Annotated in this window: 20 protein-coding genes; 8 read left to right on the top strand and 12 right to left on the bottom strand. The window is 70.9% G+C overall.

Features of this window, described 5'->3' with window-relative positions; translation table 11 throughout:
- Positions 1-37: 37 nt before the first annotated feature.
- Complete coding sequence (locus ABIC70_RS21280) at positions 38-244, bottom strand: SlyX family protein (protein ID WP_043353476.1); 207 nt, start codon at positions 242-244, stop codon at positions 38-40.
- 380 nt (positions 245-624) lie between these two features.
- On the opposite strand from ABIC70_RS21280, the gene ABIC70_RS21275 reads away from it, so the two are divergent.
- On the top strand, positions 625-2,100 hold the full coding sequence (locus ABIC70_RS21275; RefSeq protein WP_354441012.1) for a methyl-accepting chemotaxis protein: 1,476 nt from the start codon (positions 625-627) through the stop codon (positions 2,098-2,100).
- Positions 2,101-2,116: 16 nt separating this feature from the next.
- On the opposite strand, the gene ABIC70_RS21270 is transcribed toward ABIC70_RS21275, so the two are convergent.
- From ABIC70_RS21270 to ABIC70_RS21260, 3 genes are all read right to left on the bottom strand, one after another.
- A complete protein-coding gene (locus tag ABIC70_RS21270; RefSeq protein ID WP_179697766.1) occupies positions 2,117-3,271 on the bottom strand; it encodes a GGDEF domain-containing protein in 1,155 nt (384 codons plus the stop codon).
- A 184-nt stretch (positions 3,272-3,455) separates the two neighbouring features.
- Complete coding sequence (locus tag ABIC70_RS21265) at positions 3,456-7,523, bottom strand: Pls/PosA family non-ribosomal peptide synthetase (protein WP_354441010.1); 4,068 nt, start codon at positions 7,521-7,523, stop codon at positions 3,456-3,458.
- A 111-nt stretch (positions 7,524-7,634) separates the two neighbouring features.
- Positions 7,635-8,222, bottom strand: a complete 588-nt coding sequence (locus ABIC70_RS21260; protein ID WP_274926200.1) for a histidine phosphatase family protein — start codon at positions 8,220-8,222, stop codon at positions 7,635-7,637.
- A 96-nt stretch (positions 8,223-8,318) separates the two neighbouring features.
- Between ABIC70_RS21260 and ABIC70_RS21255 the strand changes: the two genes are divergently transcribed.
- On the top strand, positions 8,319-9,311 hold the full coding sequence (locus ABIC70_RS21255) for a polyphosphate kinase 2 family protein (protein ID WP_075381404.1): 993 nt from the start codon (positions 8,319-8,321) through the stop codon (positions 9,309-9,311).
- A 16-nt stretch (positions 9,312-9,327) separates the two neighbouring features.
- Positions 9,328-10,482 (top strand): AAA family ATPase, encoded by a 1,155-nt coding sequence (locus ABIC70_RS21250; RefSeq protein ID WP_354441007.1) that lies wholly within the window; start codon positions 9,328-9,330, stop codon positions 10,480-10,482.
- A gap of 69 nt (positions 10,483-10,551) precedes the next feature.
- Here the strand turns inward: ABIC70_RS21250 and fabI are convergent, their stop codons facing one another.
- Positions 10,552-11,376, bottom strand: a complete 825-nt coding sequence (gene fabI / locus ABIC70_RS21245; RefSeq protein WP_354441005.1) for an enoyl-ACP reductase FabI — start codon at positions 11,374-11,376, stop codon at positions 10,552-10,554.
- Positions 11,377-11,506: 130 nt separating this feature from the next.
- The gene (locus tag ABIC70_RS21240; RefSeq protein WP_043381768.1) at positions 11,507-12,436 is read right to left on the bottom strand and encodes a DnaJ C-terminal domain-containing protein; all 930 of its coding nucleotides are present in this window, start codon (positions 12,434-12,436) and stop codon (positions 11,507-11,509) included.
- A gap of 240 nt (positions 12,437-12,676) precedes the next feature.
- Here ABIC70_RS21240 and ABIC70_RS21235 point away from each other — a divergent pair, with 240 nt between their 5' ends.
- From ABIC70_RS21235 to ABIC70_RS21220, 4 genes are read left to right on the top strand one after another with little or no spacing between them, the layout of a single operon-like run.
- Positions 12,677-13,060, top strand: coding sequence for a VOC family protein (locus tag ABIC70_RS21235; RefSeq protein WP_043354164.1), 384 nt, complete (start codon positions 12,677-12,679; stop codon positions 13,058-13,060).
- The gene (locus tag ABIC70_RS21230) at positions 13,060-14,124 is read left to right on the top strand and encodes an iron ABC transporter substrate-binding protein (protein ID WP_053608849.1); all 1,065 of its coding nucleotides are present in this window, start codon (positions 13,060-13,062) and stop codon (positions 14,122-14,124) included. The genes ABIC70_RS21235 and ABIC70_RS21230 overlap by 1 nt, the downstream gene beginning before the upstream one ends.
- Positions 14,121-15,179, top strand: a complete 1,059-nt coding sequence (locus ABIC70_RS21225) for a FecCD family ABC transporter permease (protein WP_210274661.1) — start codon at positions 14,121-14,123, stop codon at positions 15,177-15,179. Before ABIC70_RS21230 ends, ABIC70_RS21225 begins: the two co-directional genes overlap by 4 nt.
- Entirely contained in the window at positions 15,179-15,952 is a 774-nt protein-coding gene (locus tag ABIC70_RS21220) for an ABC transporter ATP-binding protein (protein WP_043354159.1), read from the top strand. The genes ABIC70_RS21225 and ABIC70_RS21220 overlap by 1 nt, the downstream gene beginning before the upstream one ends.
- Positions 15,953-15,967: 15 nt before the next feature.
- On the opposite strand, the gene ABIC70_RS21215 is transcribed toward ABIC70_RS21220, so the two are convergent.
- Complete coding sequence (locus ABIC70_RS21215) at positions 15,968-16,750, bottom strand: Crp/Fnr family transcriptional regulator (RefSeq protein ID WP_354441002.1); 783 nt, start codon at positions 16,748-16,750, stop codon at positions 15,968-15,970.
- 133 nt (positions 16,751-16,883) lie between these two features.
- Positions 16,884-17,768, bottom strand: a complete 885-nt coding sequence (locus ABIC70_RS21210; RefSeq protein ID WP_051044925.1) for a glycoside hydrolase family 25 protein — start codon at positions 17,766-17,768, stop codon at positions 16,884-16,886.
- Between the two features lie 202 nt (positions 17,769-17,970).
- On the opposite strand from ABIC70_RS21210, the gene ABIC70_RS21205 reads away from it, so the two are divergent.
- Complete coding sequence (locus ABIC70_RS21205) at positions 17,971-18,414, top strand: DUF488 domain-containing protein (protein WP_043354156.1); 444 nt, start codon at positions 17,971-17,973, stop codon at positions 18,412-18,414.
- Between the two features lie 7 nt (positions 18,415-18,421).
- Here the strand turns inward: ABIC70_RS21205 and ABIC70_RS21200 are convergent, their stop codons facing one another.
- The 4 genes from ABIC70_RS21200 to ABIC70_RS21185 form a co-directional block, all read right to left on the bottom strand.
- Positions 18,422-18,796: a DUF6894 family protein gene (locus tag ABIC70_RS21200; RefSeq protein ID WP_043381776.1), complete on the bottom strand. Its 375-nt coding sequence runs from the start codon at positions 18,794-18,796 to the stop codon at positions 18,422-18,424.
- Positions 18,797-18,844: 48 nt separating this feature from the next.
- A complete protein-coding gene (locus tag ABIC70_RS21195) occupies positions 18,845-19,081 on the bottom strand; it encodes a hypothetical protein (protein ID WP_354440999.1) in 237 nt (78 codons plus the stop codon).
- 113 nt (positions 19,082-19,194) lie between these two features.
- A complete protein-coding gene (locus tag ABIC70_RS21190; RefSeq protein ID WP_043381778.1) occupies positions 19,195-20,112 on the bottom strand; it encodes a response regulator transcription factor in 918 nt (305 codons plus the stop codon).
- Positions 20,105-23,479, bottom strand: a complete 3,375-nt coding sequence (locus ABIC70_RS21185; protein WP_354440997.1) for a hybrid sensor histidine kinase/response regulator — start codon at positions 23,477-23,479, stop codon at positions 20,105-20,107. The genes ABIC70_RS21190 and ABIC70_RS21185 overlap by 8 nt, the downstream gene beginning before the upstream one ends.
- Between the last annotated feature and the right edge of the window lie 105 nt (positions 23,480-23,584).

The following is a 23,584-nucleotide window of genomic DNA, read 5'->3' as shown; positions in this document are numbered from 1 at the left end:
GCCGGCGCGTCGCACCCCGGCGCGCCGGCTCCCTCCGTCAGTAATGGGGCGGCGGCGGCTCCAGCCCCCGCGGCGCCGCCCGGGCGGCCGCCTCCTCGACCTGCTCCCGCAGCATGTCCAGCTGCCGCACCAACCGGTCGATGACGCGCCATTGCTCGGTCACGGTGCGGTTCAGGTCCTCGATCGTCGCGTCCTGCTCGGTCAAACGGATCTCCAGGCGATCGATCCGGGTGTCCTCGTCCATGTCCGACCTCCAGTCAGTGCCGTGCCGACAGTCGCCTCGACCGACTTGGATCGGCCCGTCGACGTTCGCCCCGTCCTAGCGCAGACCGCGAGCCGCGCCATCCGGCTGAGTACCTCAGCGCACGATGGCCCGAAATCCGATCGAATGAGCCATTTGCGGCATTTCTCGATCCGAATACACATGAATAACGACCGAAACAAATAAAATTACCAAATGATCCGCCATCTTTAAGGCGCCGACAAGCCGATTGACCAATGTGAAACAGATTTGCAATACTCTAAGCTGGGCTTTAACACAGACGAAACGGCGCGCCTGCGATCAAATGAATCGCTGTGAGATCAATATAATTCATAAATAAAAACAGACAGGGACGTTTTCAAATGGCGATATTTGGTTTTCGCGACAACGCCCTGCTCGCGGCCATCGATCGGACGATGGCCCGCGTGGAATTCGATCTCGACGGCATGGTCACCGATGCCAACGCGATCTTCCTCGCGCTCGTCGATTACACCCTCGAAGAGGTTCGGGGCCGGCATCACAGCCTGTTCGTGCCGGAATCCGAGCGGTCGGGTTCGGACTATGCCGCCTTCTGGGACGGGCTGCGCGCCGGCCGGCACGAGACCCGCGCCTTCCCCCGCCTGACCAAGTCCGGCCGGATTGTCTGGATCCAGGGGTCTTACAATCCGATCCTCGATCGACGCGGCAAGCCGATCAAGGTGGTCAAGCTCGCCACCGACATCACCGCGGAGCGCGCCCGCAACGCGCTCTACGCCGGCCAGATCGCGGCCCTCGACCGCTCGCAGGCGACGATCAGCTTTGCCCTCGACGGCACGATCGTGGACGCCAACGCGAACTTCCTCGCCACCCTGGGCTACACCCTTGAGGAAATCCGCGGGCGGCATCACCGGATGTTCCTGCCGCCGGCCGAGGCGGCGAGCGCGGATTATGCCGCGTTCTGGACCGCCCTCGGCAACGGCGAGTATCAGGCCGGCGAGTTCCGGCGGATCGGAAAGGGCGGCCGCACGGTTTGGATCTTCGGCGCCTACGACCCGATCCTCGACACCGACGGCAAGCCCTGCGCGGTGGTCAAGTTCGCCACCGACGTGACCCGGCAGGTCGAGGATCGGCAGCGCCGGGCCGAGAGCCAGCGCGCCATCGATGCCGATATCGCGGCGATCCGCGAGTCCATGAGCCGGGTCGTCCGGCAGGCCGACGACACAGCGGAAGCGTCGAGCCAGACCACCCAGAATGTCGAAGCGGTCGCGGCCGGTTCGGAGGAATTCGCCGCTTCCATCGAGGAATTGAGCCGTCACGCGCTGCAGGCGAAATCGTCCGTCGATCTGGTCGTCTCCCGCGCCGAGGAGGCGGCTGCGATCGTCGTGGGCCTCACCGGCGCCGCCGACCGGATCGGAGCGGCGGTGAGCCTGATCCGTTCCATCGCCGACCAGACGAACCTGCTGGCGCTGAATGCCACCATCGAGGCGGCCCGGGCCGGGGCGGCCGGCAGGGGCTTCGCCGTGGTGGCCGCCGAGGTGAAGGCGCTCGCCGGGCAGACCGCAAAGGCGACCGGAGAGATCGGCACCCAGATCGCCGCCGTGCAGGCCGAGACCGCGCGGGCGGTCGCGGCGATCGACGGGATCGGCGGGACGATCGAACAGCTGAGTGCGCTCTCGCTGAGCGTGTCGTCAGCCGTGACCGAACAGGCGACGGTGACCCGCGACATGACCGAGAACATGCAGGCCGCCGCGCAGAGCGTCGCAGCCGTTCACGCCGCCATGGCGGAGATCGCCGCCTCGGCGGCCGTCGTCGACACGTCGGTGCGGAAGGTCTCCGAGGCGGCCCGCGCCCTGGCGTGAGCGACCCGGCCGCGCGTCAGGCGGCGCGGACCGCGACCGATTCCGCCACGGCGACCCGGTCGCGCCCCCCCTCCTTGGCGGCGTAGAGCGCCGCATCGGCCCGCTGCATCAGCGCATCGAACGCGACCCCGGGCCGGGCCTGCGCGATCCCGATGCTGACGCTGACGCTGAGGCCCGGCAATTCGGGGACGTGAAGCTGCGCGAAGGTCCGGCGCAGTTCTTCGGCCCGACCGAGCGCCTCGGCGGGCGAGACATCCGGCAGCAGACAGGCGAATTCCTCGCCGCCCAGGCGGCCCAGCAGCGCCTCCTTGGGCAAGAGCGACGTCGCCATGGCGCAGAAGCCCATCAGGACCGCATCGCCGACCCCATGACCGTAACGGTCGTTCACCGCCTTGAACCGGTCGAGGTCGAACAGCAGCAGGGCGACGTCGGGATACTCGGCCATCGCCCGCTCGGCGGCCCTGGTGAAGGACCGGCGGTTGCGCACCCCGGTGAGGGCGTCCGTGGAGGCGGCGATTCGCTGCTCGCGCTCGGCCCGCTCCTTGACCAGCGCCATGAAGGTGAAGGCCGAGGCGATGGAGAACATCAGAGTGACGAAGCACAGGATCGCCACCCAGGGAGAGGCGAGCGGGCTCAGGCCCGGCTGCGGCGGCGCCATGACGGTCGCGGGGATCCGCAGGACGTAGAAGGCGCTGTGCAGGCCGAGAATGGTCGCGGCCGCGATCCGGGAGGCGAGTTGCTCGGCGCGACCGCGCCAGATCTCCGCGGTCGCAGCGCCGCAATAGAGGGCCGCCACGGTCGAGGCGTAGAGGATGCGGGCCTCGATCGCGGCATAGAAGGCCGGGATCAGACACAGGACGCACCATCCGAGGGCACCCGCCATCGCGACGCCCGTCCGTGGCTCGCGATGCTCGAAGGTACGGACTCCGCTCCAGATGAGGCCGTAGGCAGTCAGCACCACCGCGTTGGCCAAGCCCACCGAGATCAGGTCGGGGATCTGATTGCGCAACGCGAGGCCGGCCGACCCGGCCGCCCCGACGAGGTGCGCCGTGCCCCAGAGGGCGAGCGTCCGGGATCCGGGAGCCTGCCGCCATGAGGCCATGAACAACACGCCGACCAGAAAGGTCGTCGCCGCGCTGACGACCAGCAGAGTCGCGGGATCGAGTTGCACGGACGACTGTCGATCCTCGGCTCGAACGATGGCGCCGTCCCATCCCGGCATTGCTGGGGGAACGGCTCGGCATCTCAATCTATACTAATATCGCAGGCTAGACATTACAATAAGTTAGCTTGGCGGCATCACTCGCTCGTAGACGAGCTAGTACACCGCCAAGATCCGTTGGCCGGGGCCACCGTCAGGCGCGGTGGATCACCGGCACCGCGGGCGCCCCCTCCCACTCGGTGTTGGCGGGGATCGACTCGCCCTTCATGACGATGGTGAGCGGACGCAGGCGGGCGAAATCGCCGACCTTCGTATCGTACAGCACGGTCGAGAACGCGCCCACCGAGACGCCCCGGCCGACGACGACGCGGCCGATCTTCATGATCCGATCCTCGTACAGGTGCGTCTGCAGCGCCGAGACCCGGTTGATGGTGGCGTAGTCGCCGATGGTGACGCAGTCGAACTCGGTGATGTCGGTGGTGAGCATGCACACCCCCTTGCCGACCTTCACCCCGAACAGCCGCAGCACCCAGGGCAGGAAGGGCGTGCCCTGGAGATGCTCGAGCAGCACCTTGCCGGCGAGTCCCCAATAGGCCACGGCGATCGCCTCGGTGCGCATCGCCCACCACGACCACATCGGCTGCATGCCGGGCTTGTAGACGCCCATCAGCAGCCATTTCATCGCGATGACGGCGGAAGACTGGATCAGCGCGATGGCGACGCTCGCCGCGACGAAGCTGAAGGCCAACCCCCACCAGTCCTGCTCCAGGATGGCCGGGTAGAAGTACCAGTCGATCACCGTGATCGCGAGGGTGATGTAGAGCATCGGCGAGAACGAGGTCGCGAAGGCCTCGAACACGCCGCGCCGGATCTTCGGCCAAGCGCCGGGCTCGTAGGTCTGGGCGGTCGAGCCGAGATCGACCTTCTGGCGGGCCGGCAGCCGGATCGGCGGGGAGCCGAACCACGTCTCGCCGGGGCTCATGGCGGCATTCTCGGGCGGCTTCGACTTGATGCCGATGAGCACGTCGTCGGGGATGACGGCGCCCGGCGGCACCACGGCATCGTTGCCGACGAAGACCCGCGCCCCGGTGCGGGTTGGCTCCAGGTGCATCCAGCCGCGCCGGATCTCCTCCTCGCCGTACACCACCTCGTCGGCGACGAAGTTCTTCGCGCCGACCTCGGCGAGATCGTAGCGGCCCGCGAGGTTGGTCGAGATCTCGGCGCCGTGGCCCATATTGGCGCCCATCAGCCGGTACCAGGCCCGCATGTAGACGGTCGCGAACAGCGACGAGAGCGTCTCCAGGGTCACCTCGACGGCGAGCGCCAGCGACCATTTCCGCAGGTAGAACAGGGAATGGACCGAGTAGGTGCCCGAGCGCGTCCGCGGCAGCACGATCCAGCGGATGCCGGCGATCAGCAGCACCGTGCCGGCGGTCATCAGCATGGCCGTGGGCCAGGTGAGGATCGGCAGGTACCAGTGGTAGTCGACGTCGGTGATGTCGGAGAACGAATCCGAGATCTGGTCGAAGATGAAGAAGGCCGGGAAGATCGGCAGCAGGCCGACCGCGGGGATCGCGCCGAGCAGGACGACATAGGCCGCCATGAAGGCGCTGCGGCGCGCGAAGGAGGCCTCGGCGGGCGCGGGCAGGTCCGAGGGGTCCGCCATCCCGACCTTGCGGCCGGGTGAACCGTCCCAGCGCTCGGCCGCCCCGACCCGCGAGCCCACGGGGATCGTGGTCAGGTCGGCGATCTCCGCCTGCGGCCCGATCACCGTGTCGTGGCTGATGACGCAGGAGGTTCCCACCGCCGCATCCGCGCCGATCTCGACCCGGCCGATGACAAGCTCGTTGCCGACGATCTCGGCGTTGGCGATGACGAGGCGACCGCCGAGCGACGCGCCGTCACCGATGGACAGGAGGTCGGGCGCGCCGATCTCGATGTCGGAGATCAGGGTGTCACGCCCGATCCGGGCGCCCATCAGCCGCAGGTAGATGGCGATGGCCGGCGAACCCTGGAGCCACTTCACGTGGACCAGCGGGGCCAACCGCTGCGCGAGCCACCAGCGGTAATAATAGGTGCCCCAGAGCGGATAGCGGCCCGGCTTGGTCCTGCCGAGGATCAGCCACTTGCCGGCCACCGCGGCCACTGCGGTCACGCCGTTGATCGCCACGTAGACGAGGAGCAGCACCCCGAGTTCGGCGAAGAAGCTGAGACCGCCGCCGGTGAGCAGCAGGTAGGTCACGAACATGCCGAGCCATTGCGCAGTGGCCAGGGCGATGACGAAGGGCAGCGCGACGAGTTGCGCGAGGCCGCACAGCGCCCGGCGCAGCAGCGGCGGCGGTTCGAAGCTCAGGTCACGGGTCGCGGCCCCGGCGCCCATCCCGCCCGTGCGGGCGATCAGCGCGTCCGCCATGGCCCGCATCGTGCGCAGGGCATAGACGTCCGGCAGGGTGATGCCGGCGAGCGGCGGGTTCTCGCGCACCGCCGAGACGAAGCGGGCGGCGAGCAGGGAATGCCCGCCGAGATCGGCGAAGAAATCGCCCTCGAGGGCGATCGGCTGGTTGCCGAAGATCTGCTTGGCAGCCGCGACGAGGGCCGCCTCGGTCTCGTTGGCGGGGGGCTCCTGCTCGCCGTCGGCGGCCACCACGGTCAGCGGGGCGATCTTCAGCGCCTTGCGATCGACCTTGCCGGAGGTCAGCCGCGGGAGCGTCTCGGCCACCTCGAAATGGCCGGGCACCATGTAGGGAGGCATCTGCCCGGCAAGCGTCCGGCGCAGGGCCGCGGCGTCGATGGCGCGGCCGCGCTCCGGGATCAGGAAGGCGACGAGGCGGTCGACGCCGTCGTCCTGCCGGAGCACGACGGCGGCCTGGTTGATGTCGGGCACCGCCCGGATCCGGGACTCGATCTCGCCCAGCTCCACGCGGAAGCCGCGGATCTTCACCTGGTCGTCGATCCGGCCGTGGAACACGATCCGGCCCTCGGCATCGAGGGAGACCGCGTCGCCCGAGCGGTAGAGCACCGGATCGGTCCCGTCGGACGCGAAGGGGTTGGCGATGAACTTCTCCGCCGTCAGCTCCGGACGGGCGAGGTAGCCCCGCGCCACGCCGGGGCCGCCGATCAGCAGCTCGCCCTGCTGGTCGCGGCCGAGCAGGGCGAGGTCCTCGCCGGCGACATAGACGGAATAGTTCGGGATCGGGCCGCCGATGGTCACCGGCTCGCCGGGCCGCATCTCGGCGGCGGTCGCCACCACGGTGGCCTCCGTGGGCCCGTAGGTGTTGAACAGCTGGCGCCCGCCCGTCGCCCAGCGGGCGATCAGCGGCTCGGGCAGCGCCTCGCCGCCCAGCAGGACGAGGCGGACCCGCGGCAGGTCGCCGGAGATCATCGCCAGCAGCGTCGGCACGGTGTCGAGCACCGTGATCCCCTCCGCCTCCAGGATGCCCGGCAGCGATTCCAGGTCGCCCATCATGGCCGGGCTCGCCACGAACAGGGTCGCGCCCACGAGGTAGGGGACCCAGATCTCCTCCATCGAGAGATCGAAGGCCACCGAGGCCCCCTGGAACACCACGTCGTCGGCGCGCATCCCGTAGAGGGCGTTCCCCGACCGGAGGAAGTGGCAGATGTTGGCGTGGCTGATGACGATGCCCTTGGGCACGCCGGTCGAGCCCGAGGTGTAGATCAGGTAGGCGGGATGCTCGGGCGTCAGTCCGGCGGCGCGCGGGTCCGGCTCGGGCGCATCGGCGGGCGTCCCCGCGTCGAGATCGGCGGGCGTCAGGGCGGGCGTCCCGTCGGGCACCGCGGCCGCCAGCGCCGGCGAGACCAGCAGCGCCTTCGCGCTCGCATCGGTGAGGCACACGCCGACCCGGTCGGCCGGCGCCTCGGCGTCGAAGGGCAGCCACGCCGCCCCCGACATCGTGATGCCGATCTGCGCCACGAGGAGGTCCGGGCCGCGGGCCATCCACAGGCCGACGACGTCGCCGGGGCCGATGCCGCGATGGGCGAGGCCGGCGGCGATCCGGCCGGCCCGGGCGGCGACCTCCGCGTAGGTCAGGTGCGGGTGGACGCCGCCGGCCGCCACGCGGGCGCCGTCGACGAGGCAGGGATGGTCGGGCCGGGTCTCGGCGGCGTGCAGGAAGATCTCGGCCAGGACCTCGTCGCGGATCAGGTCGGGCCGGTGGTCGCCGCGCAGGATCGCCGCGTCCCCGGGACGGTCGCGCTCCCCGGCCACCGGGCCGGGCCGGGTCTTTTCGGCGACGTCGCTCATCCGCTGCTCCGCTGGCCGGCCGCTCGAGCCGGCGCCTGTCCTGGCCGCCGCCCTATAGCCTGCCGATCATGCCGTTATCGAGGCGGCCTTGCACTGCGCAGGCGCACGGGATCAAGCCCAGCGCCAGCCACCGGGCTCGAGGATCAGGACCTCGCCCTGCCGGATTCCGAGGCGGGGCGCGGCGTAGATGTCGAGATGACCGAGGGCGACGAGGGCCGCCCGAGCGACGCCGCCATGGGCGACGACCACCGTATCCCGCTCCAGGGCCGCGATCATCGGGCCGACGCGCTCGACCAGGGCGGCGTAGCTCTCGGCGCCGAGGCCGGGCGGACGGTAATGCCAGCGGTCCCGGTCGCGGCCGGCCGCCCCCGCCGGGTCGCGGCGGCGGATCTCCGCCCAGGTGGAGCCCTCCCAGCTGCCGAAACCGATCTCGCGCAGGCGCGGATCGGTGCGGTACGCCGCCGGCGGCAGGCCGAGGGCCGTCCGGAGGATCTCCATGGTGCGCCGGGTGCGCTTGAGCGGGCTCGCGACGAAATCGGCCTCCGCCAGCGTCGCCCCCGCCACCGCGGCGAGGCGTTCCGCGACGGCCGCCGCCTGCGCCTCGCCCTGGGCGTTGAGGTCCGTGTCGCGCCCGCCCTGGAGGCGTCCCTCGGCGTTCCAGGCGGTCTGGCCGTGCCGGATGAAGTAGATCGTACCCAACCGTCTCAACCCCGTCCTGCGCAGGAATCCGGAACGGCCTGGATCGCCGGCCGTTCTCGCCGTCGGTCGGCAATATCCGGATACAGGTCCTGCCCCATGTCCAAGAAGCACGGCAAGCATCATCGCGGCCACAAACGTCCCGATGACATGACAGGTGAAGCAGACTTGCATGGATCGCCCCGGCCGCCTCGCCCGTCGACGGCCCGCTGGGCGGGTTCCGCGGACACGATCGCCGGGACCGTCCCGGCCGCCCTGGACGGCCACCGCCAGATCCCCATCCTCGCCGCCCCGGGCATCGTCACGGTGGAGCCGGGCGCGGCCTTCGACCTCTCCGCGGTGGAGGCCGATGCCGATGGCGGCCTGGATAAGGCCTGGGCGAAGGAGGCCCTGGCCGGGGAGCGGGCGCGCATTGTCGCCCTCCAGGAGCGCCTCTATGCCGAACGCGCCCGCAGCCTGCTGCTGGTGTTCCAGGCGATCGATACCGGCGGCAAGGACGGGACGATCCGCTCGGTCCTGCAGGGCGTGAACCCGCAGGGCTGCACCGTGGCGTCGTTCAAGGTGCCCTCGAGCGAGGAACTCGATCACGACTTCTTGTGGCGCTACCACGCCCGCGTGCCGGGACGCGGCATGATCGGTGTGTTCAACCGCAGCCACTACGAGGACGTGCTGGTGGTGCGGGTGAAGGGCCTCGTGCCGGATGCGGTCTGGCAGAGCCGCTACGGCCGCATCAACGACTTCGAGCGCCTGCTCACCGAGTCCGGCACAACCGTGATCAAGTTCTTCCTGCACATCTCCCGGGCCGAGCAGAAGAAGCGCCTCGAGGCCCGGATCGCCGATCCGGAGAAGCGCTGGAAATTCGATCCCGCCGATCTGGTCGAGCGGAAGTCCTGGGACGCCTACCAGCAGGCCTTCGCGGACGCCCTCGGCCGCTGCTCGACGCCCCATGCGCCCTGGCTGGTGGTGCCGGCCAACCACAAGTGGTTCCGCAACTACGTGATTGCCCGGACCGTGGCCGATACGCTGGAGGCCATGGATCCGCGATTCCCGGAAGCCTCGAAGGGCATCGCGGATCTCACGGTGCCCGACTGACGGGGGGAGGCCCGAGATGCTGGTGGTTCGGGAAATCGCGGTCTCGGGCTACCGCTCGCTGCGGCGGATCAGCTTCCCGGTCGATCGGCTGTCGGTCTTCGTCGGGGGCAACGGCACGGGCAAGACCAACCTGTACCGCTCGCTCGAGCTCCTGCAGGCGGCGGCCCGGGGTACGCTCACCCGCGATCTCGCCGCGGAGGGCGGGATGGACTCGGCCCTGTGGGCGGGTCGCCGTCGGCAGGGCGAGGCCGCGCGGATCTGCCTGTCGGCCACACTGCGCCACGACGGCACCGGCCAGGACTTCCACTACGCCGTGGAGGTCGGGCTGGTGCAGCAGGCCGGCGACTCGATTTTCGGCGCGGCCTTTCGGAAGGAGCCGCAGGTGAAGGCCGAGCGCCTGACGGTCCGCACCCGCGGCCGCACGGCCGTACTCCTCGATCGCGACGGGCGCAGCGGCTTCGTCCGCGACGAGGCGGGCGCCAAACGCTCCCTCGGCGGGGATCTGCTGGCGACCGAGACCGCGCTGGGCAGCCTCCTCGACGCCACAGGGCTTCCCGAGATCGCCCTGGTCCGCCTCGCCTTGGCGGGATGGCGCTTCCACCACGATTTCCGGACGGATGCCGATTCGCCCCTACGCCGGCCCTGCCTCGCGGTGACGACGCCGACGCTGGCCTCGGACGGCTCGGACCTCGCCGCCGTCTTCGCCACCCTGGCGCATATCCGGCAGGACACCGCCGAGATCGACGAGGCCGTCGACGCCGCCTTCCCGGGTGCGGGGCTCGTCATCCCCGAGCCGGGCCGTCACGCCAGCTTCGGCCTGCGCTTTCCCGACTTCCCCGTCCGGATCTTCGATCCGCCGGAACTGTCGGACGGCACCCTGCGCTACCTCGCCCTCGCGGGCGCCCTGCTCGGATACCGCTTGCCGCCGTTCATCGCCCTGAACGAGCCCGAGACCAGCCTGCATCCCGATCTCATGGATCCGCTGGCGCGGCTGATCGCGCGGGCCGCAGAACGCACCCAGGTCTGGCTCGTGACCCATTCGGAGCGGCTGGCGGCGGGGATCGCGGAGCACGGGCGCGTCCGGCCGCGCACCGTCATCAAGCGCGACGGCGAGACCTGGATCGACGGGCTCAAGCTCTCGGGGGACTTCGCCGACGCGGACGAGGATTGACCCCGATCCGATCGGATCGTGCGAAGAGCCGTCTGGCCGCGCGCGGCGCGTGCGGTGACGGAGCGCGCCTCAATCCTTGTCGAGGGTGAGGTCCGGGGCCTCGGGATTCTTCATGCCGACGACGTGGTAGCCGGCATCCACGTGGAGGATCTCGCCGGTCATGCCCGCCGCCATGTCGGAGACGAGGTAGGACGCGGTCTCGCCGACCTCCCCGATCGTCACGGTCCGGCGCAGGGGCGCGTTGTACTCGTTCCACTTCAGGATGTAGCGGAAATCGCCGATCCCGGAGGCGGCGAGGGTCTTGATTGGGCCCGCCGAGATCGCGTTGACCCGGATGTTCTTCGGGCCGAGATCGGCCGCGAGGTAGCGCACCGACGCCTCCAGGGCCGCCTTGGCCACGCCCATCACGTTGTAATGCGGCATCCACTTCTCGGCGCCGTAATAGGTCAGCGTCACGAGGGAGCCGCCCGGGCGCATGATCTTCTCGGCACGCTGGGCCACGGCGGTGAACGAGTAGCACGAGACCAGGAGCGACTTGGTGAAGTTGTCCTCGGAGGTCTCGATATAGCGGCCGGTCAGCTCGTCCTTGTCGGAGAAAGCGACGCAGTGGACGACGAAATCGATGCCGTCGCGGAAGACCTTCGCGGCTTCCGCGAAGACCGCGTCGATCGTGGCCGCCTCGGTGACGTCGCAATGCCCGATGACGTGGGCGTCGAGCTCCTTGGCGAGGGGCTCGACCCGCTTGCGCAGGGCATCGCCCTGATAGGTGAAGGCGAGTTCGGCGCCGTGGGCGCGGGCGCTGCGGGCGATGCCCCAGGCGATCGAGCGGTTGTTGGCGACCCCGAGGACGATGCCCCGCTTGCCCGCCAGAAGGCCCTGCCCGTGTTCCGCCATGATCGATCCCGAAGCCGCGCGACCCCTTTCGGGGCCGGGGGGCCTCCTTAGCGGAGGCGGCCCGGCGACGGAAGTCCGGGGCGACACCGAGCGCCGTCAAGCCGGCCTCGGTGTCCGGTTCGCGAGGCCGTCAGGCCGCCTTGGCGGCGCGCCGGCTGCGGGCGAAGTCCGCCAGGGCCGCATCCTCGCCCTCCGGCAGGACGATCGCCGTGGTGGCGAACAGGTCCCCAGGGGTGCCGTCCTTCTTCGGCAGGCCCTTGCCGCGCAGGCGGAAGGTGCGGCCGGAACTCGTCATCGCCGGGATCTTCATCTCGACGACGCCGGTGAGCGTCGGCACGCGGATCGTGCCGCCGAGCACGGCATCCTCCAGGGGAACGTCGACGGTGGTGCGCAGGTCGGCCCCCTCGACGGTGAAGCGCGGATGCGGGCGGATCCGGATCGTCAGCAGGGCGTCGCCCGGCTCACCCCGGAGGCCGCCGCTCTGGCCGAGACCGCGCAGCCGGATGGTCTGGCCGTCGATCACGCCACGGGGGATCATCACGTCGACCTCCCGGCCGGTGGGCAAGGCGAGGCGCAGCTTCTCCTCGCTGGCGACCTGCTCCAGGGTCACCGACAGCTCTGCGGCGACGTCTTCGCCCTTGGCGGGCTGGCGCTGACCGCCCGGTCCGGCCCCGCCGGCGCGGAAGGCCTCGCCGAAGATGTGCGAGAAGATGTCCTCGCCCATCCCGCCGCCGCCCATGCCGCCGCCGCGCTGGGCGCGGGCCATGTGCTCGAAGTCGAAATTGCCCCCGCGGCCGCCGCCGAAGCCGCCGAACCCCTCGAAGCCGGTCGCGCGCGGCTTGCCCTCGGCATCGATCTCGCCGCGGTCGAACTGCTTGCGCTTCTCGGCGTCGCCCAGGATCTCGTAGGCCGAGTTCGCCTCGGCGAAACGGTCCTTGGCCTTTACGTCGTTCTTGTTGCGGTCGGGGTGGAAGTCCTTGGCGAGCTTGCGATAGGCCTTCTTGATCTCGGCCTCGCTCGCCCCCTTGGCCACGCCCAGCACGTCGTAGGGATTGCGCATGGATCTCTTGGCTGTGCGGTTGGCTGTGCGATATCGCTTCGCCAGCCGGATGTGGGATGGATGTTGCATCCCTGCAACGGTCCTGTCGGCGAAAGTCTGCGGGTTCGTGCCGAACGTCAAGCGGCCGATCTCGCCGCGGCTGCGGGCCGGCCCTATCGTCGAAGGCAGCGCCGACCGGCGCCTCCGGCGGGATCGGGCCGGAGGCCAATCGCGCCGGAATCACCCGAGGCCGGAGAGCCGATGCACTACGCCTGCGACCACCTCCACCTGCGCAGCCGCGACGCCGTCGCGGCCGCATCCTTCTACATCGCGACGTTCGGAGCCCGCGAGGTCAAGCGCGTCGGCACGGATCCGGTGCAGCGTGTCGTGCTCGACCTCGGCGGCCTCGCCGTCTTCATCGAGCAGGCCCCGGCCGAGATCGCGCCCGCGGCGACCACGCCCTGCCTCGGGATCGAGCATGTCGGATTGCGCGTCGCCGACATCGAGGCGGCGATGGCCGATCTCACCGCCCGGGGCGTGACGGTGCGGACCGGCATCACCGAGCGCGGGCCCGGCCTGCGGATCGCCTTCGTGGAGGGACCGGACGGCGCGCTGATCGAGATCCTCGAGCGGACATCCGTCTGATGCCATCGAGCCCCGGTCGCCGGGCATCCCTGGCCGCGGCGCTGATCCTGCTGCTGGTGGCATCCGGGGCGGCCGCGGCGCGTCCGTTCACGGATGCGGCCGGCCGCACGGTCGAACTTCCCGAAAGGATCGGGCGGGTGCTCGCCGCGGGGCCGCCGGCCGTCGTGCTGCTCTACACCCTGGCGCCGGACCTGATGGCCGGCTGGGTGACCGCACCGCATCCCGAGGCGCTGCCCTTCCTCGAGCCCCGGACCCGAACGCTGCCCGCCTATGGCCGCCTGACCGGTCGGGGCGGCACGGCCAATGTCGAGGCGGTCCTGGCCGCCAAGCCCGACCTGATCGTCGATTCGGGGAGCCTCGGGCCGACCTACGCGTCCCTCGCCGACCGGATCCAGGCGCAGACCGGGATTCCCTACATCCTGCTCGACGGCAGCTTCGCGAAGAGTCCGGAAGCCTACCGGCAGCTCGGCGCCGCGCTGGGCCGGCAATCCGCGGCGGATGCCCTGGCGGCCGAGGCCAAGGCTCTCGCCGACAGGGTGGACCGCGCCGTGGCGACGCTCCCCGAGGACCGGCGGCCCCGGGTCTATTACGCGCGCGGCCCGCGTGGCCTGGAGACGGGCTTCGCCGGATCGATCAACACCGAGCTGGTGGAGGCCGCGGGCGGCCGCAACGTCGCGCAGGACGGCGGCGGTCGCCTCGGCAACGTCTCGCCCGAGCAGGTCCTCGCCTGGAACCCGGACGTGATCGTCACCCTCGACCCGGCCTTCGCGGCCGGGCTGCGCACCGACCCGCTGTGGCGGACCATCCGGGCTGTCCAGACGGGGCGGATCTACGTGGCGCCGCTTCAGCCGTTCCCGTGGTTCGACGCGCCTCCGGGGGTCAACCGCCTGATCGGCCTGCGCTGGCTGGCGGCCCGGCTCCACCCGGACCTGTTCCCGGAACCGATGCCCGACGTGGTGCGCGCCTTCTACCGGGATTTCTACCACGTCGATCTCGACGGCGATCAGGTCGCCGCCCTCCTCGGACCGAGGCCCCCGGGCGCGGAACCGGACGCGCCGAAATGAGCGACATCCCGGCTGTGGCCGAGGCGATCGGGCTTCGCACCCGCAGACGCCTGCGGATTTCCGCGGCGCTTTTCTCCGGATTGGCTCTGCTGGCGCTGGCCGTGCTCGCCTTGGCGGTCGGCCAATATCCGGTCGCGCCCGCGGACCTTGCCGCAATCCTCGGGCACCATCTGCTCGGCCTGCCCTCGCGCGCGCCGGCGGCGGCGGAGACCGTGGTGATGCAGGTGCGGCTGCCCCGGGTGATCGCCGCTCTGGTGGTCGGCGCAGCATTGTCGGCGGCCGGGGCGACCTACCAGGGCCTGTTCCGCAACCCGCTGGTCTCGCCCGACATCCTCGGCGTGTCGGCCGGCGCAGGGCTCGGCGCCGTGCTCGGGATCTATCTCGGCCTGCCCGTGGCGCCAATCCAGCTCCTGGCCTTCCTGGGCGGGCTCGGCGCCGTCGCCGCGGTCTACGGCGTCGGCCTCGCCGTGCGGCGGCACGATCCGGTCCTGACCCTGGTCCTGGCGGGGGTGGCGGTGGGCGCGGTGCTCGGGGCGGGCATCTCGCTCCTGAAGGTGCTGGCCGACCCCTACAACCAGCTGCCGGCGATCACCTTCTGGCTGCTGGGGAGCCTGTCCTCGGTCACCCTGGGCGACGTCGCCGCCACCCTGCCGATGATGCTGATCGGCCTCGTGCCCCTCGTCCTGCTGCGCTGGCGCATGAACCTGATGAGCCTCGGCGACGCGGAGGCGCGGACCCTCGGCGTGGAGACGCGGGTGCTGCGCCCGGTCCTGATCGCCGGCGCGACCCTGATCACGGCGGCGGCCGTCGCGATGACCGGGGTCATCGGCTGGATCGGGCTGATCGTGCCGCACATCGCCCGGCTGCTGGTCGGGCCGGATTACCGCCGGCTGCTGCCGGCCTCGCTGGCGCTCGGAGCGGGCTACCTCGTGCTGGTCGACCTGATCGCGCGGAATATGGGAACCGTCGAGGTGCCGCTGGGCATCCTGACGGCCCTGGTCGGGGCCCCGTTCTTCCTCTGGCTGCTGGCGTCCGGGCGCCGGGGCTTCGCGTGATGCTGCTCCACGTGCGGGACCTCGCCTTCGGCTACGGCGGCCGCAGCGTCGGAAGCGGCGTGTCGTTCGACCTCGCCGCGGGCGAGGTGCTGTGTCTCATCGGGCCGAACGGCGGCGGCAAGACCACCCTGTTCAAGACGCTGCTCGGGCTGCTGCCCGCCCGGGGCGGTCGCGTCGTCCTCGGCGGCACCGACCTGTCCCGGCTGTCGCGCAGCGCCATCGCCCGCATGGTCGCCGCCGTCCCCCAGGCGCATGCGGCCTTCTTCCCGTTCACCGTCCGGGAGGTCGTCGTGATGGGCCGGGCGAGCCGGATCGGCCCGTTCGCCGCGCCCGGCCCGTCCGACGCGGCGGCGGCCGAAAAGGCCCTCGACGCCCTGGGGATCGGGCACTTGGCCGACACGGTCTACACCGAGATCAGCGGCGGCGAGCGGCAGCTCGCCCTGATCGCCCGGGCGCTGAGCGGGGAGCCGCGGCTGCTGATCATGGACGAGCCGACCGCGAGCCTCGATTTCGGCAATCAGGCCCGCGTCCTCGGGCAGATCCGCCGCCTCGCCCAGGCCGGCATCGCCGTGCTGTTCTCGACGCACGATCCCGGTCACGCCCTGCTCTGCGCCGACCGCCTCGTCGCCCTGCACGGGGGCCGCCTCGTCGCCGACGGGCCGTCCGCCGCCACGGTCACCCCGGCGCTCCTGCGTCTGATCTACGGGATCGACGTGGTGGTGGCGCCGGTCCCGGGCCTCGCAGCGCCGGTCTGCGTGCCCGTCGTCGACTGACCGCGCTCCGGCCCCTCAGGCCGTTCGCGACACCGGCCCGGCATCCGCGTCCGGTGCGGCCCGGCGCGGACCATCGGGCCCGTACACCGCGCCGAGCACCGCCTCGCAATGGAGCCGGACGCGGGCGTGGCAGGCGCAGGCGGCGGCCGAGACCAGCCGGCGATCGACGATCGTGATGCGCCCGCGCTCCGCCCGGAGGAGTCCCTGCTCCTGCAGCATCCGCAGGATCCGGGTGAGGTAGGTCCGCTGGACGCCGAGCATCGCGGCCATCAGTTCGTGGGTGACCGGAAGGGTGTCGCCGCCGGTCCGGTCCTGCAACGTCAGCAGCCAGCGGAGGCAGCGCTGCTCGATCGGGTGCACGGTGTTGCAGGCTCCGATCAGGAGCAGCTGAGCCAGGAAACAATCGGCATAGCGGGCGAACAGATCGCGGAACGTCGCGGAGCGGCGCTCGGCCTCCCGCAGCCGGTCCGCGTCGAGGCGCAGCACCCGCCCGCCCACCTGCACCAGCCCGCTGACGGCGTTCGGCAGCCGGCCCTGGCCGATGATCCCGCCGACCGCCCCGTCGTGACCCACGCTCGCGGTCTCCGCCATCCGGCCGTCGTGGGTGGCGACGACCAGAGCGACAACGGCCTGGTCACAGGGGAAGATCACAGGGCTCGCGCCGGATTCAGCCGTGAGGATCGTGTCCCCCCTGGCGACGGTCACCGGTTCCAGATCGCGTTCGATCAGCGCGCGGTCCGAACCCGAAAGCGCGTCGAGGAGCAGGTTGCCGGTGGAGGCGGCAGGTTCGATCGGCATGGGGCGGCGAGATGCGGCAGAGAGGGTCCCGTCAGGACCCTCACGGATATGCGCCCGTCAGCGTGCGGACTCGCCAGCCATAGCCCGCAGGCTGCGCCCTCGAACTAACTTAGGTTTCGTTGCACCCGTTCATCTACTTGTCCGTGCATAGACCCTGCTCCGAGAGTCTCCTGTGCTCGCGCGGGTCGCAGTCGGTGGCCAGGAACGAGGCCCAGTCGGACGGGGTCCCGTAGAAGGCGTTGCGGTCGACGTCACCCCGCACGCCCGGGACCCGACCCGTGGAGGTGAACTGCCACAGCATCCACTTACGGTTGACGAACCGCTGCTCCGGCTCGGCCGCGGTGGAGCGCAGCCAGTGCGGATAGTCCGGGAGTTCGCCCTCCAGCACGTCCTTGTGGAAGGTGATGTCGGTGTAGATGATCGGGCGCTTGCCGGTGTAGCGCTCCATCTCCTCCAGCATCTCGGTGACCATCGCCAGGGCCTGGGCCTTGGGCAATTTCTTCGGGCAGGTCTGCGAGTGGCCGTTCCACTCGACGTCGAGGACCGGCGGCAGAGCGGTGGGGTCGTTCGGAACGTTCCGCTTGAACCAGTCCATCTGCTCCCTGGCGGAGCGGCACCAGAACACGAAGTGGTACGCGCCCCGCGGCACGCCGGCCCGCGCCGCGCCGTCCCAGTTGGTCCGGAAGCGCTCGTCGACGTGGTCGCCGCCCTCGGTGGCCTTGATGAAGGCGAACTGCGTTCCGGCGGCCCGGACCGAGGCCCAGTCGACGTTGCCCTGCCACTTCGAGATGTCGATGCCCTGGATCGGGTGGAGCTTGGCCTTGGCCACGCCCGGATGGGGCTTGGCGTCACCCTTCGTCGGATAGAAGTCGTTGTTGGAGGCACAGGCCGCGAGGCCGGCCAGGATGGCGGCGGCGGCGAAGCGCCCGGCGAGGCGCCGGGCCGGCTTCAGACGGTCGGTCAGACTCCGAGCGACTTCCCCGAACGGCGACCGCGAAAGTTTTGAAATCCGCGACATCAGTGTTTAGCCCGCCACCGAAGAAGCGCCACAGTCAGGCGTATTCGATGGCCCCGGCGCGGTTAACGGAGCTTTGCGATCATTGCGGCGGAATTCCGGGACGCGTTGCCTGCCCGCGACATACGGCGCCCATCCCCGGTTGGTTCACAGGGCGAGATCCGGCTAAGTCGCGGTCCCGCAACGCGAGTCCGGACACGGCGCCGTGAGTAAGCAACTCTTTACCATAGGCTACGAAGGCCTCGATTCGGAGCGCCTCGTCGGGGTCCTGCGCTCGGCGGGGGTCGCAACGCTGGCGGATGTCCGGGCGGTGGCGAACTCACGCAAGCGCGGCTTCTCGAAGGGTGCGCTGGGCACATCCCTGCGCGAGGCGGGCCTGGGCTACGCGCATCTGCGCAGCCTCGGGACACCGAAATCCGGCCGACAGGCGGCCCGGGCCGGGGACGCGGCGCTGATGCGCCGGATCTACTGCGAGGAGGTGCTGGACACGGCCGCAGGCCTCGCGGCCCTCGACGAGCTCGCCGCGCTGGCCGAGGGGGCCCCGATCTGCCTGCTGTGCTTCGAGCGCGATCCGGCCGGCTGCCATCGGCGCGTGCTGGCCGAGCGCCTCGCACCGCGCGGCTTCGTGGTCAGCGACCTCTTCGGCTGAGCCGGTCTCAGCGGCCCGACAGGGAAGGCGCGCGCATGCCCAGCGCGCCCGCGAGACGCCGGACGGGGCCGAGGGCGGCCGTCAGACCCAGCGGCGCGGCCTTGCGCGGCGCACGCGGCCGGCGACGGTCGGCATCCGCGACCGGCTCGACCGGCAGGTACAGCGCGTCGAAGAAGGACATCTCCAGGAGCGTGGCGCCGTCGTCGTCGGTGATCACCATCGCCGCCTCCATCAGCCGCGGGTCGCCGCCGTGCTGGCGCATCAGCCCCTGCACGATCGTGCGCGCGGTGGACCGGGCGGCCTCGACATCCTCGACCCACTGGGCCGCCGAGGCCGGGAGCGAAGCGTTGCCGAGGCGGATGGTGAAGTGGGCGCGGACCATGAAGCGCTCCTGGGAGGGGACCGGCGGGGACACCGCCGGCAACGGGTGTCAGGCGGCCTGGGCGTCGTCGACGGCTTCGGCGACGGGTTCGGCGACGGGTTCGGACTTCTCAGCCGCGGATTTCGGATCGAAGGCGTCCGCGAGCAGGACGAGGCGCCGCGCCATGTCCCGCACCTCGTTGAGCGCGATCGACTTCTGGCCTTCCTTCACCGCGCGGGTGATGTCGCTGACCTGCGTGGTGGCGATCCGCTTCAGTTCGTCGGCGAGCTGCTGGCTGGTCATCATCGCATCCGGACTCGGCTTGTCAGGCTGAGCCGGGACCGTGAGGGAACGGGGCTTACCAAGGCGTTTCGCCGGGCCGCGCAGCCTGTGGACAAGAGCGGGATGCGCCCTTCGGCTCACCCCTCCAGATGGCGTGCGGCGATGATCGAGGCCGCCGTGCGGTTCTCCACGCCGAGCTTGGCGTAGATGCCCTCGAGGTGCTTGGTCACGGTCCGGTGGCTGAGCCCGAGGATCTCGCCGATGTCGCGGCTCGACTTGCCACGGGACAGCCAGAGCAGAACCTCCGCCTCGCGGCCGGTGACCGGGAGGCGCGCCCGGAGCCGCTCGACCCCCGCCGAGAGCGCGTCCCGCGACAGGCGGAGCAGGATCTCGTCCGGCGTGCGGCCGATGAAGCTCAGGGCGTAGGCGAGGCCGTCGCGATCGGTCAGCGTCAGGGGCTGCGCGGCGCCGGCGAGGCATCCGCGCAGCCAGTCGCGCGCCTTGGCGGGCAGTTCGACGGCGCCGGAGCGATCGGCGCCGAGCCCGGCCAGCAGCCGGCCGGCCTGAGGCGTCGACCACAGCACATGCCCGTCCTCCGAGACGGCGAACAGGGTCCGCCCGGCCGTGTCGAGGGCAGCCCGGGCGCTCTGCGCGGCGCGGGCGCTGGCGAGGTGCACGCGGATCCGGGCCAGGATCTCGTCCGGCGCGATGGGCTTCGTGACGTAGTCGATGCCGCCGGCGGAGAGGCCCTTCACGATGTGCTCGGTCTCGCTCAAGCCGGTCATGAAGATCACCGGCACGCCGGCGAGATGCGGCTTGGCCTTGAGCCGCCGGCAGGTCTCGAAGCCGTCGAGCCCCGGCATCACCGCGTCGAGCAGGATCACGTCGGGCGTGATCTCATCCACGAGGGCCAGGGCGAGGTCGCCGCCGACCGCGACCAGCACGGTGGCCCCGGAGCGCTCGATCGCCTCGGTGAGGAAGCTCAAGGTGTCGGGCGAATCATCGATCACCAGGACGATGTCCCGGTTCGGCTGGAGCTTCGGCGCCTCAGCCATGACGGGCGAGCTCCTGCAGGACCGAGAGATAGCGGCGCAGGTCGTACCCTTCGACCAGCCCGCGCATCCGGGCGACGAAAGCGGGCGGCACGGTCGCGTCCTCCTCCATCTGGATCAGCTTGGCCTCGATGGCCCGGATATGCCCGATCCGGCCGAGGCGCAGGAGCTCGCCGATATGCTCGGGCCCGGGCCCCGGCCCGTCCGCGAAGGCCGGAACAGGCTCGGGCTGCGTCGGCGCGGGGCTCTCGGTCCATTCGAGGTGCAGGAGCTTGCCGATCCGCTCCATCACGTCGCGCAGGTCGAAGGGCTTGGCGAAGATGGCGTCGTGGGGCGCGTCGTCGCCGCGAACCGGGCTGATCTCGTGGACATTGGCGGACATCATGGCGATGGGGCCGGTATGTCCGGCCTGTCGCAGGGCCGCGGCCGCCGCCCAGCCGGTCATCCCGGGCATCGCGATGTCGAGCAGGATCAGGTCGACCCCGCCCCGTGCGACGATGGCCAGGCACTCCGGCCCCGAGCCGGCCTCCAGGACGGAGATGCCCTGCGGCTCCAGGATCGCCCGCATCAGCGCGCGGTGGGCGCTGTCGTCGTCGGCGACCAGGACGGTGCGTCGCGCGCCCGCATAGACCCGCTCCGGGGCCGCCGCCGGCGCGGGCGGGACAATCGGTGCCGGCTGGGCCACGGAGGCCAGCATCAGCCGCAGACGCGCCTGCGTGCCGCCGCCCGGCGCCGCCGTCACGGTAATCTCGCCGCCCAGCAATTGGGCCAGCAGGTTGGCGATGGTGAGCCCGAGCCCGGTCCCCGGCGTGCTGCGGGCGGCCGGCGTCGAGCCGCGCTCGAACGGCTCGAAGATCCGCGCGAGATCCGCCTCCGGGATGCCGGGACCGGTGTCGCGGATCGTGAAGATCGCGATCTGGCTCCGGTAGCTCAGGTCCAGTGAGACGGTGCCGGTTTCCGTGAACTTGATGGCGTTCGACAAAAGGTTGAGCAGCACTTGGCGCAGCCGCTTCTCGTCGGTGGCGACCACGGCCGGCAGGATCTCCGGCCGCGAAAAGCGGAACTCCAGCCCCGCCTCGCGCGCCTGGAGCCGGACCATGTCGACCAGCTGGTCGAGAAAATCGGCGAGGCGCACCTCGTCGCGGTGAATCTGAAGGCGTCCGGCCTCCATGCGCGAGATATCGAGGAGGCCGTCGATCAGCCCGGACAGGTGCTGGGCGCTGCGGCGGATCACCCGGAGACCGTTGAGGCGGTGCGCCGGGATCGCCGGATCCGATTCCAGGAGCTGCGCGTAGCCGAGCACCGTGGAGAGCGGCGTGCGCAGCTCGTGGCTGATCCCCACCACGTAGCGGCTCTTGGCCTGGTTGGCGGCCTCGGCCCGCTCCTTGGCCTCCTGCAGCTTGGCGTCGGTGATCTTATGGGCGGCGATCTCCGCCTGGTAGAGCGCGGTCTGGCGCATCGTCTCGGCCTGGGCGACGCGCCGGCTCTCCTGGGCGAGCACGAACAGCCACGCCACCACGCCGAGGATCACCACCAGGGTGAAGAACACGCTGGTCAGCGCCGTGCGCAGGAACTCGCGATTCTCCGGGTGGGCAATCGTCGCGCCCGCATGCACGATGCCGAGGATCAGGCCGATCACCGCGCAGAGCGTCAGCATCACCGCGAGGTAGCGGCCGAGCGGCGCGCCGATCCAGGCTGCGGTCCGGCCCGGCAGGATCTGGGCGGCTACGGCTTGCGCCTGCACCTCCAGCCTTCCGTGCGGCTTGCACAGGTCGCCGCAGCGGGCGTCGAGCGAGCAGCAGAGCGAGCAGATCGGCGCGTCGTAGGCCGGGCAATGGGCCATGTCCTCGCCCTCGAAGGGCAACTCGCAGACCCGGCAGGTGACCTCGGCGGTGCCCCAATCCTGCTTGGGCGTCCGGGCGAGATACCAGCGCCCCCCCGTCGCCCAGGCGATCGCCGGCGCGGCGCCGAAGGCGACGGCGAGGGTGAGCAGCGGCGCGAAGGGCTGCAGGATCGAGCCGAGCCAGCCGAGATAGGCCGCGCCGCCGGCCGTCAGCGCCAGCGCCATGGCGCCGGTCCCCACCGGGTTCACGGCGTAGAGATGGGCGCGCTTGAACTCGATCCCCGGAGGCGAGAGGCCCAGCGGCTTGTTCACCGCGAGGTCCGCGGCGAGCGCCCCGACCCAGGCCGAGACCACGGCTCCGTAGAGCGGCAGCGTGCTCTCGATGGTCTTGTCGATGCCGAGCTCCATCAGGAGCACCGCGATGGCGACGTTGAACACGAGCCAGACCACCCGTCCCGGATGGCTGTGGGTCAGCCGGGAGAAGAAGTTCGACCACGCGATCGAGCCGGCATAGGCGTTGGTGAGGTTGATCTTGAGCTGCGAAACGATGACGAACAGCCCGGTGAGCAGCAGCGCTGCCCGGCTGCCCTCCCCCGTCAGGTAGCCGAAGGCCACCGCGTACATCCGGGTCGGCTCGGCGGCGTGCTCGGGCGGGACGCCGTGCCCCAGGGCCAGGACCGCGAGGGCGGCGCCGAGCAGGATCTTCAGCATGCCGGGCAGGATCCAGCCCGCGCCGCCCGCTAGGACCGCCAGCCACCAGCGGCGGTCGCGCGGACCTGCCGGCTCCGGCACGAAGCGGAGGAAGTCGACCTGCTCGCCGACCTGCGCCAGCAGCGCCAGCAGGACGCCCGTGGCGAGCCCGAATCGGGCGAGATCGAAGCCGGCGCCGCCGCCGTCGAGGCCCGGGAAGACGGTGAGCGCGCGCAGCGGCCCCGCGCCCTGTGCCGCCACGAAGATCAGCGGGAGCAGGCTCAGCCCGATCCAGATCGGCTGCGTCCAGATCTGGAACCGGCTGATCAGACGGATCCCGTAGACGACGAGCGGGATCACCGCCCCGGCGCAGAGCAGGTAGCCGACGCCCAGCGGCAGCCCGAAGCAGAGCTGCAGCGCCAGCGCCATGATCGCCGCCTCGATGGCGAAGAACAGGAACGTGAAGCTCGCGTAGATCAGCGACGTGACGGTCGAGCCGAGATAGCCGAACCCGGCGCCGCGGGTGAGGAGATCCATGTCGACGCCGTGACGGGCGGCGTAGACCGTGATCGGTGCCGCCGTGGCGAAGATGATCAGGCCGACGACCAGGACGGCCGCCACCGTGTTGGGGAGCCCGGCCGTCAGCGCCAGCGTCCCGCCGATCGCCTCGAGCGCCAGGAACGAGATCGACCCGAGCGCGGTCTGCGCCACTTCGAGACTGGACCAGCGCCGCGCCTTCTTGGCGGTGAAGCGGAGGGCGTAATCCTCCAGGGTCTCGTCGGCGACGAAGCGGTTGTAGTCCCGGCGGATCGGGATGATGCGCTGCGGCCCGCTCATGGCGCCGGAGACCGGACGACCCGGCCGCCGCCCATGGCCGGCGCGGCGCATGCGGCGCCGACGGGCGCGGGCGCGCGCGAAACATCGAGCACCCGAACGGTGCTC

The sequence above is a fragment of the Methylobacterium sp. 1973 genome (assembly GCF_040545035.1).
In the GTDB taxonomy this organism is placed as follows: Bacteria; Pseudomonadota; Alphaproteobacteria; order Rhizobiales; family Beijerinckiaceae; genus Methylobacterium; species Methylobacterium fujisawaense.
Note: the sequence above shows the minus strand (reverse complement) of the source record. Positions and strands in the feature narration are given on the sequence as shown.

Coding starts and splice junctions, on each gene's coding strand:
- ABIC70_RS21280 (WP_043353476.1), bottom strand. CDS start 244: ATGGACGAGGACACCCGGATCGATCGCCTGGAGATCCGTTTGACCGAG.
- ABIC70_RS21275 (WP_354441012.1), top strand. CDS start 625: ATGGCGATATTTGGTTTTCGCGACAACGCCCTGCTCGCGGCCATCGAT.
- ABIC70_RS21265 (WP_354441010.1), bottom strand. CDS start 7,523: ATGAGCGACGTCGCCGAAAAGACCCGGCCCGGCCCGGTGGCCGGGGAG.
- ABIC70_RS21255 (WP_075381404.1), top strand. CDS start 8,319: ATGTCCAAGAAGCACGGCAAGCATCATCGCGGCCACAAACGTCCCGAT.
- ABIC70_RS21250 (WP_354441007.1), top strand. CDS start 9,328: ATGCTGGTGGTTCGGGAAATCGCGGTCTCGGGCTACCGCTCGCTGCGG.
- fabI (WP_354441005.1), bottom strand. CDS start 11,376: ATGGCGGAACACGGGCAGGGCCTTCTGGCGGGCAAGCGGGGCATCGTC.
- ABIC70_RS21240 (WP_043381768.1), bottom strand. CDS start 12,436: ATGCGCAATCCCTACGACGTGCTGGGCGTGGCCAAGGGGGCGAGCGAG.
- ABIC70_RS21235 (WP_043354164.1), top strand. CDS start 12,677: ATGCACTACGCCTGCGACCACCTCCACCTGCGCAGCCGCGACGCCGTC.
- ABIC70_RS21230 (WP_053608849.1), top strand. CDS start 13,060: ATGCCATCGAGCCCCGGTCGCCGGGCATCCCTGGCCGCGGCGCTGATC.
- ABIC70_RS21225 (WP_210274661.1), top strand. CDS start 14,121: ATGAGCGACATCCCGGCTGTGGCCGAGGCGATCGGGCTTCGCACCCGC.
- ABIC70_RS21220 (WP_043354159.1), top strand. CDS start 15,179: ATGCTGCTCCACGTGCGGGACCTCGCCTTCGGCTACGGCGGCCGCAGC.
- ABIC70_RS21215 (WP_354441002.1), bottom strand. CDS start 16,750: ATGCCGATCGAACCTGCCGCCTCCACCGGCAACCTGCTCCTCGACGCG.
- ABIC70_RS21210 (WP_051044925.1), bottom strand. CDS start 17,768: ATGTCGCGGATTTCAAAACTTTCGCGGTCGCCGTTCGGGGAAGTCGCT.
- ABIC70_RS21200 (WP_043381776.1), bottom strand. CDS start 18,796: ATGGTCCGCGCCCACTTCACCATCCGCCTCGGCAACGCTTCGCTCCCG.
- ABIC70_RS21195 (WP_354440999.1), bottom strand. CDS start 19,081: ATGATGACCAGCCAGCAGCTCGCCGACGAACTGAAGCGGATCGCCACC.
- ABIC70_RS21190 (WP_043381778.1), bottom strand. CDS start 20,112: ATGGCTGAGGCGCCGAAGCTCCAGCCGAACCGGGACATCGTCCTGGTG.
- ABIC70_RS21185 (WP_354440997.1), bottom strand. CDS start 23,479: ATGAGCGGGCCGCAGCGCATCATCCCGATCCGCCGGGACTACAACCGC.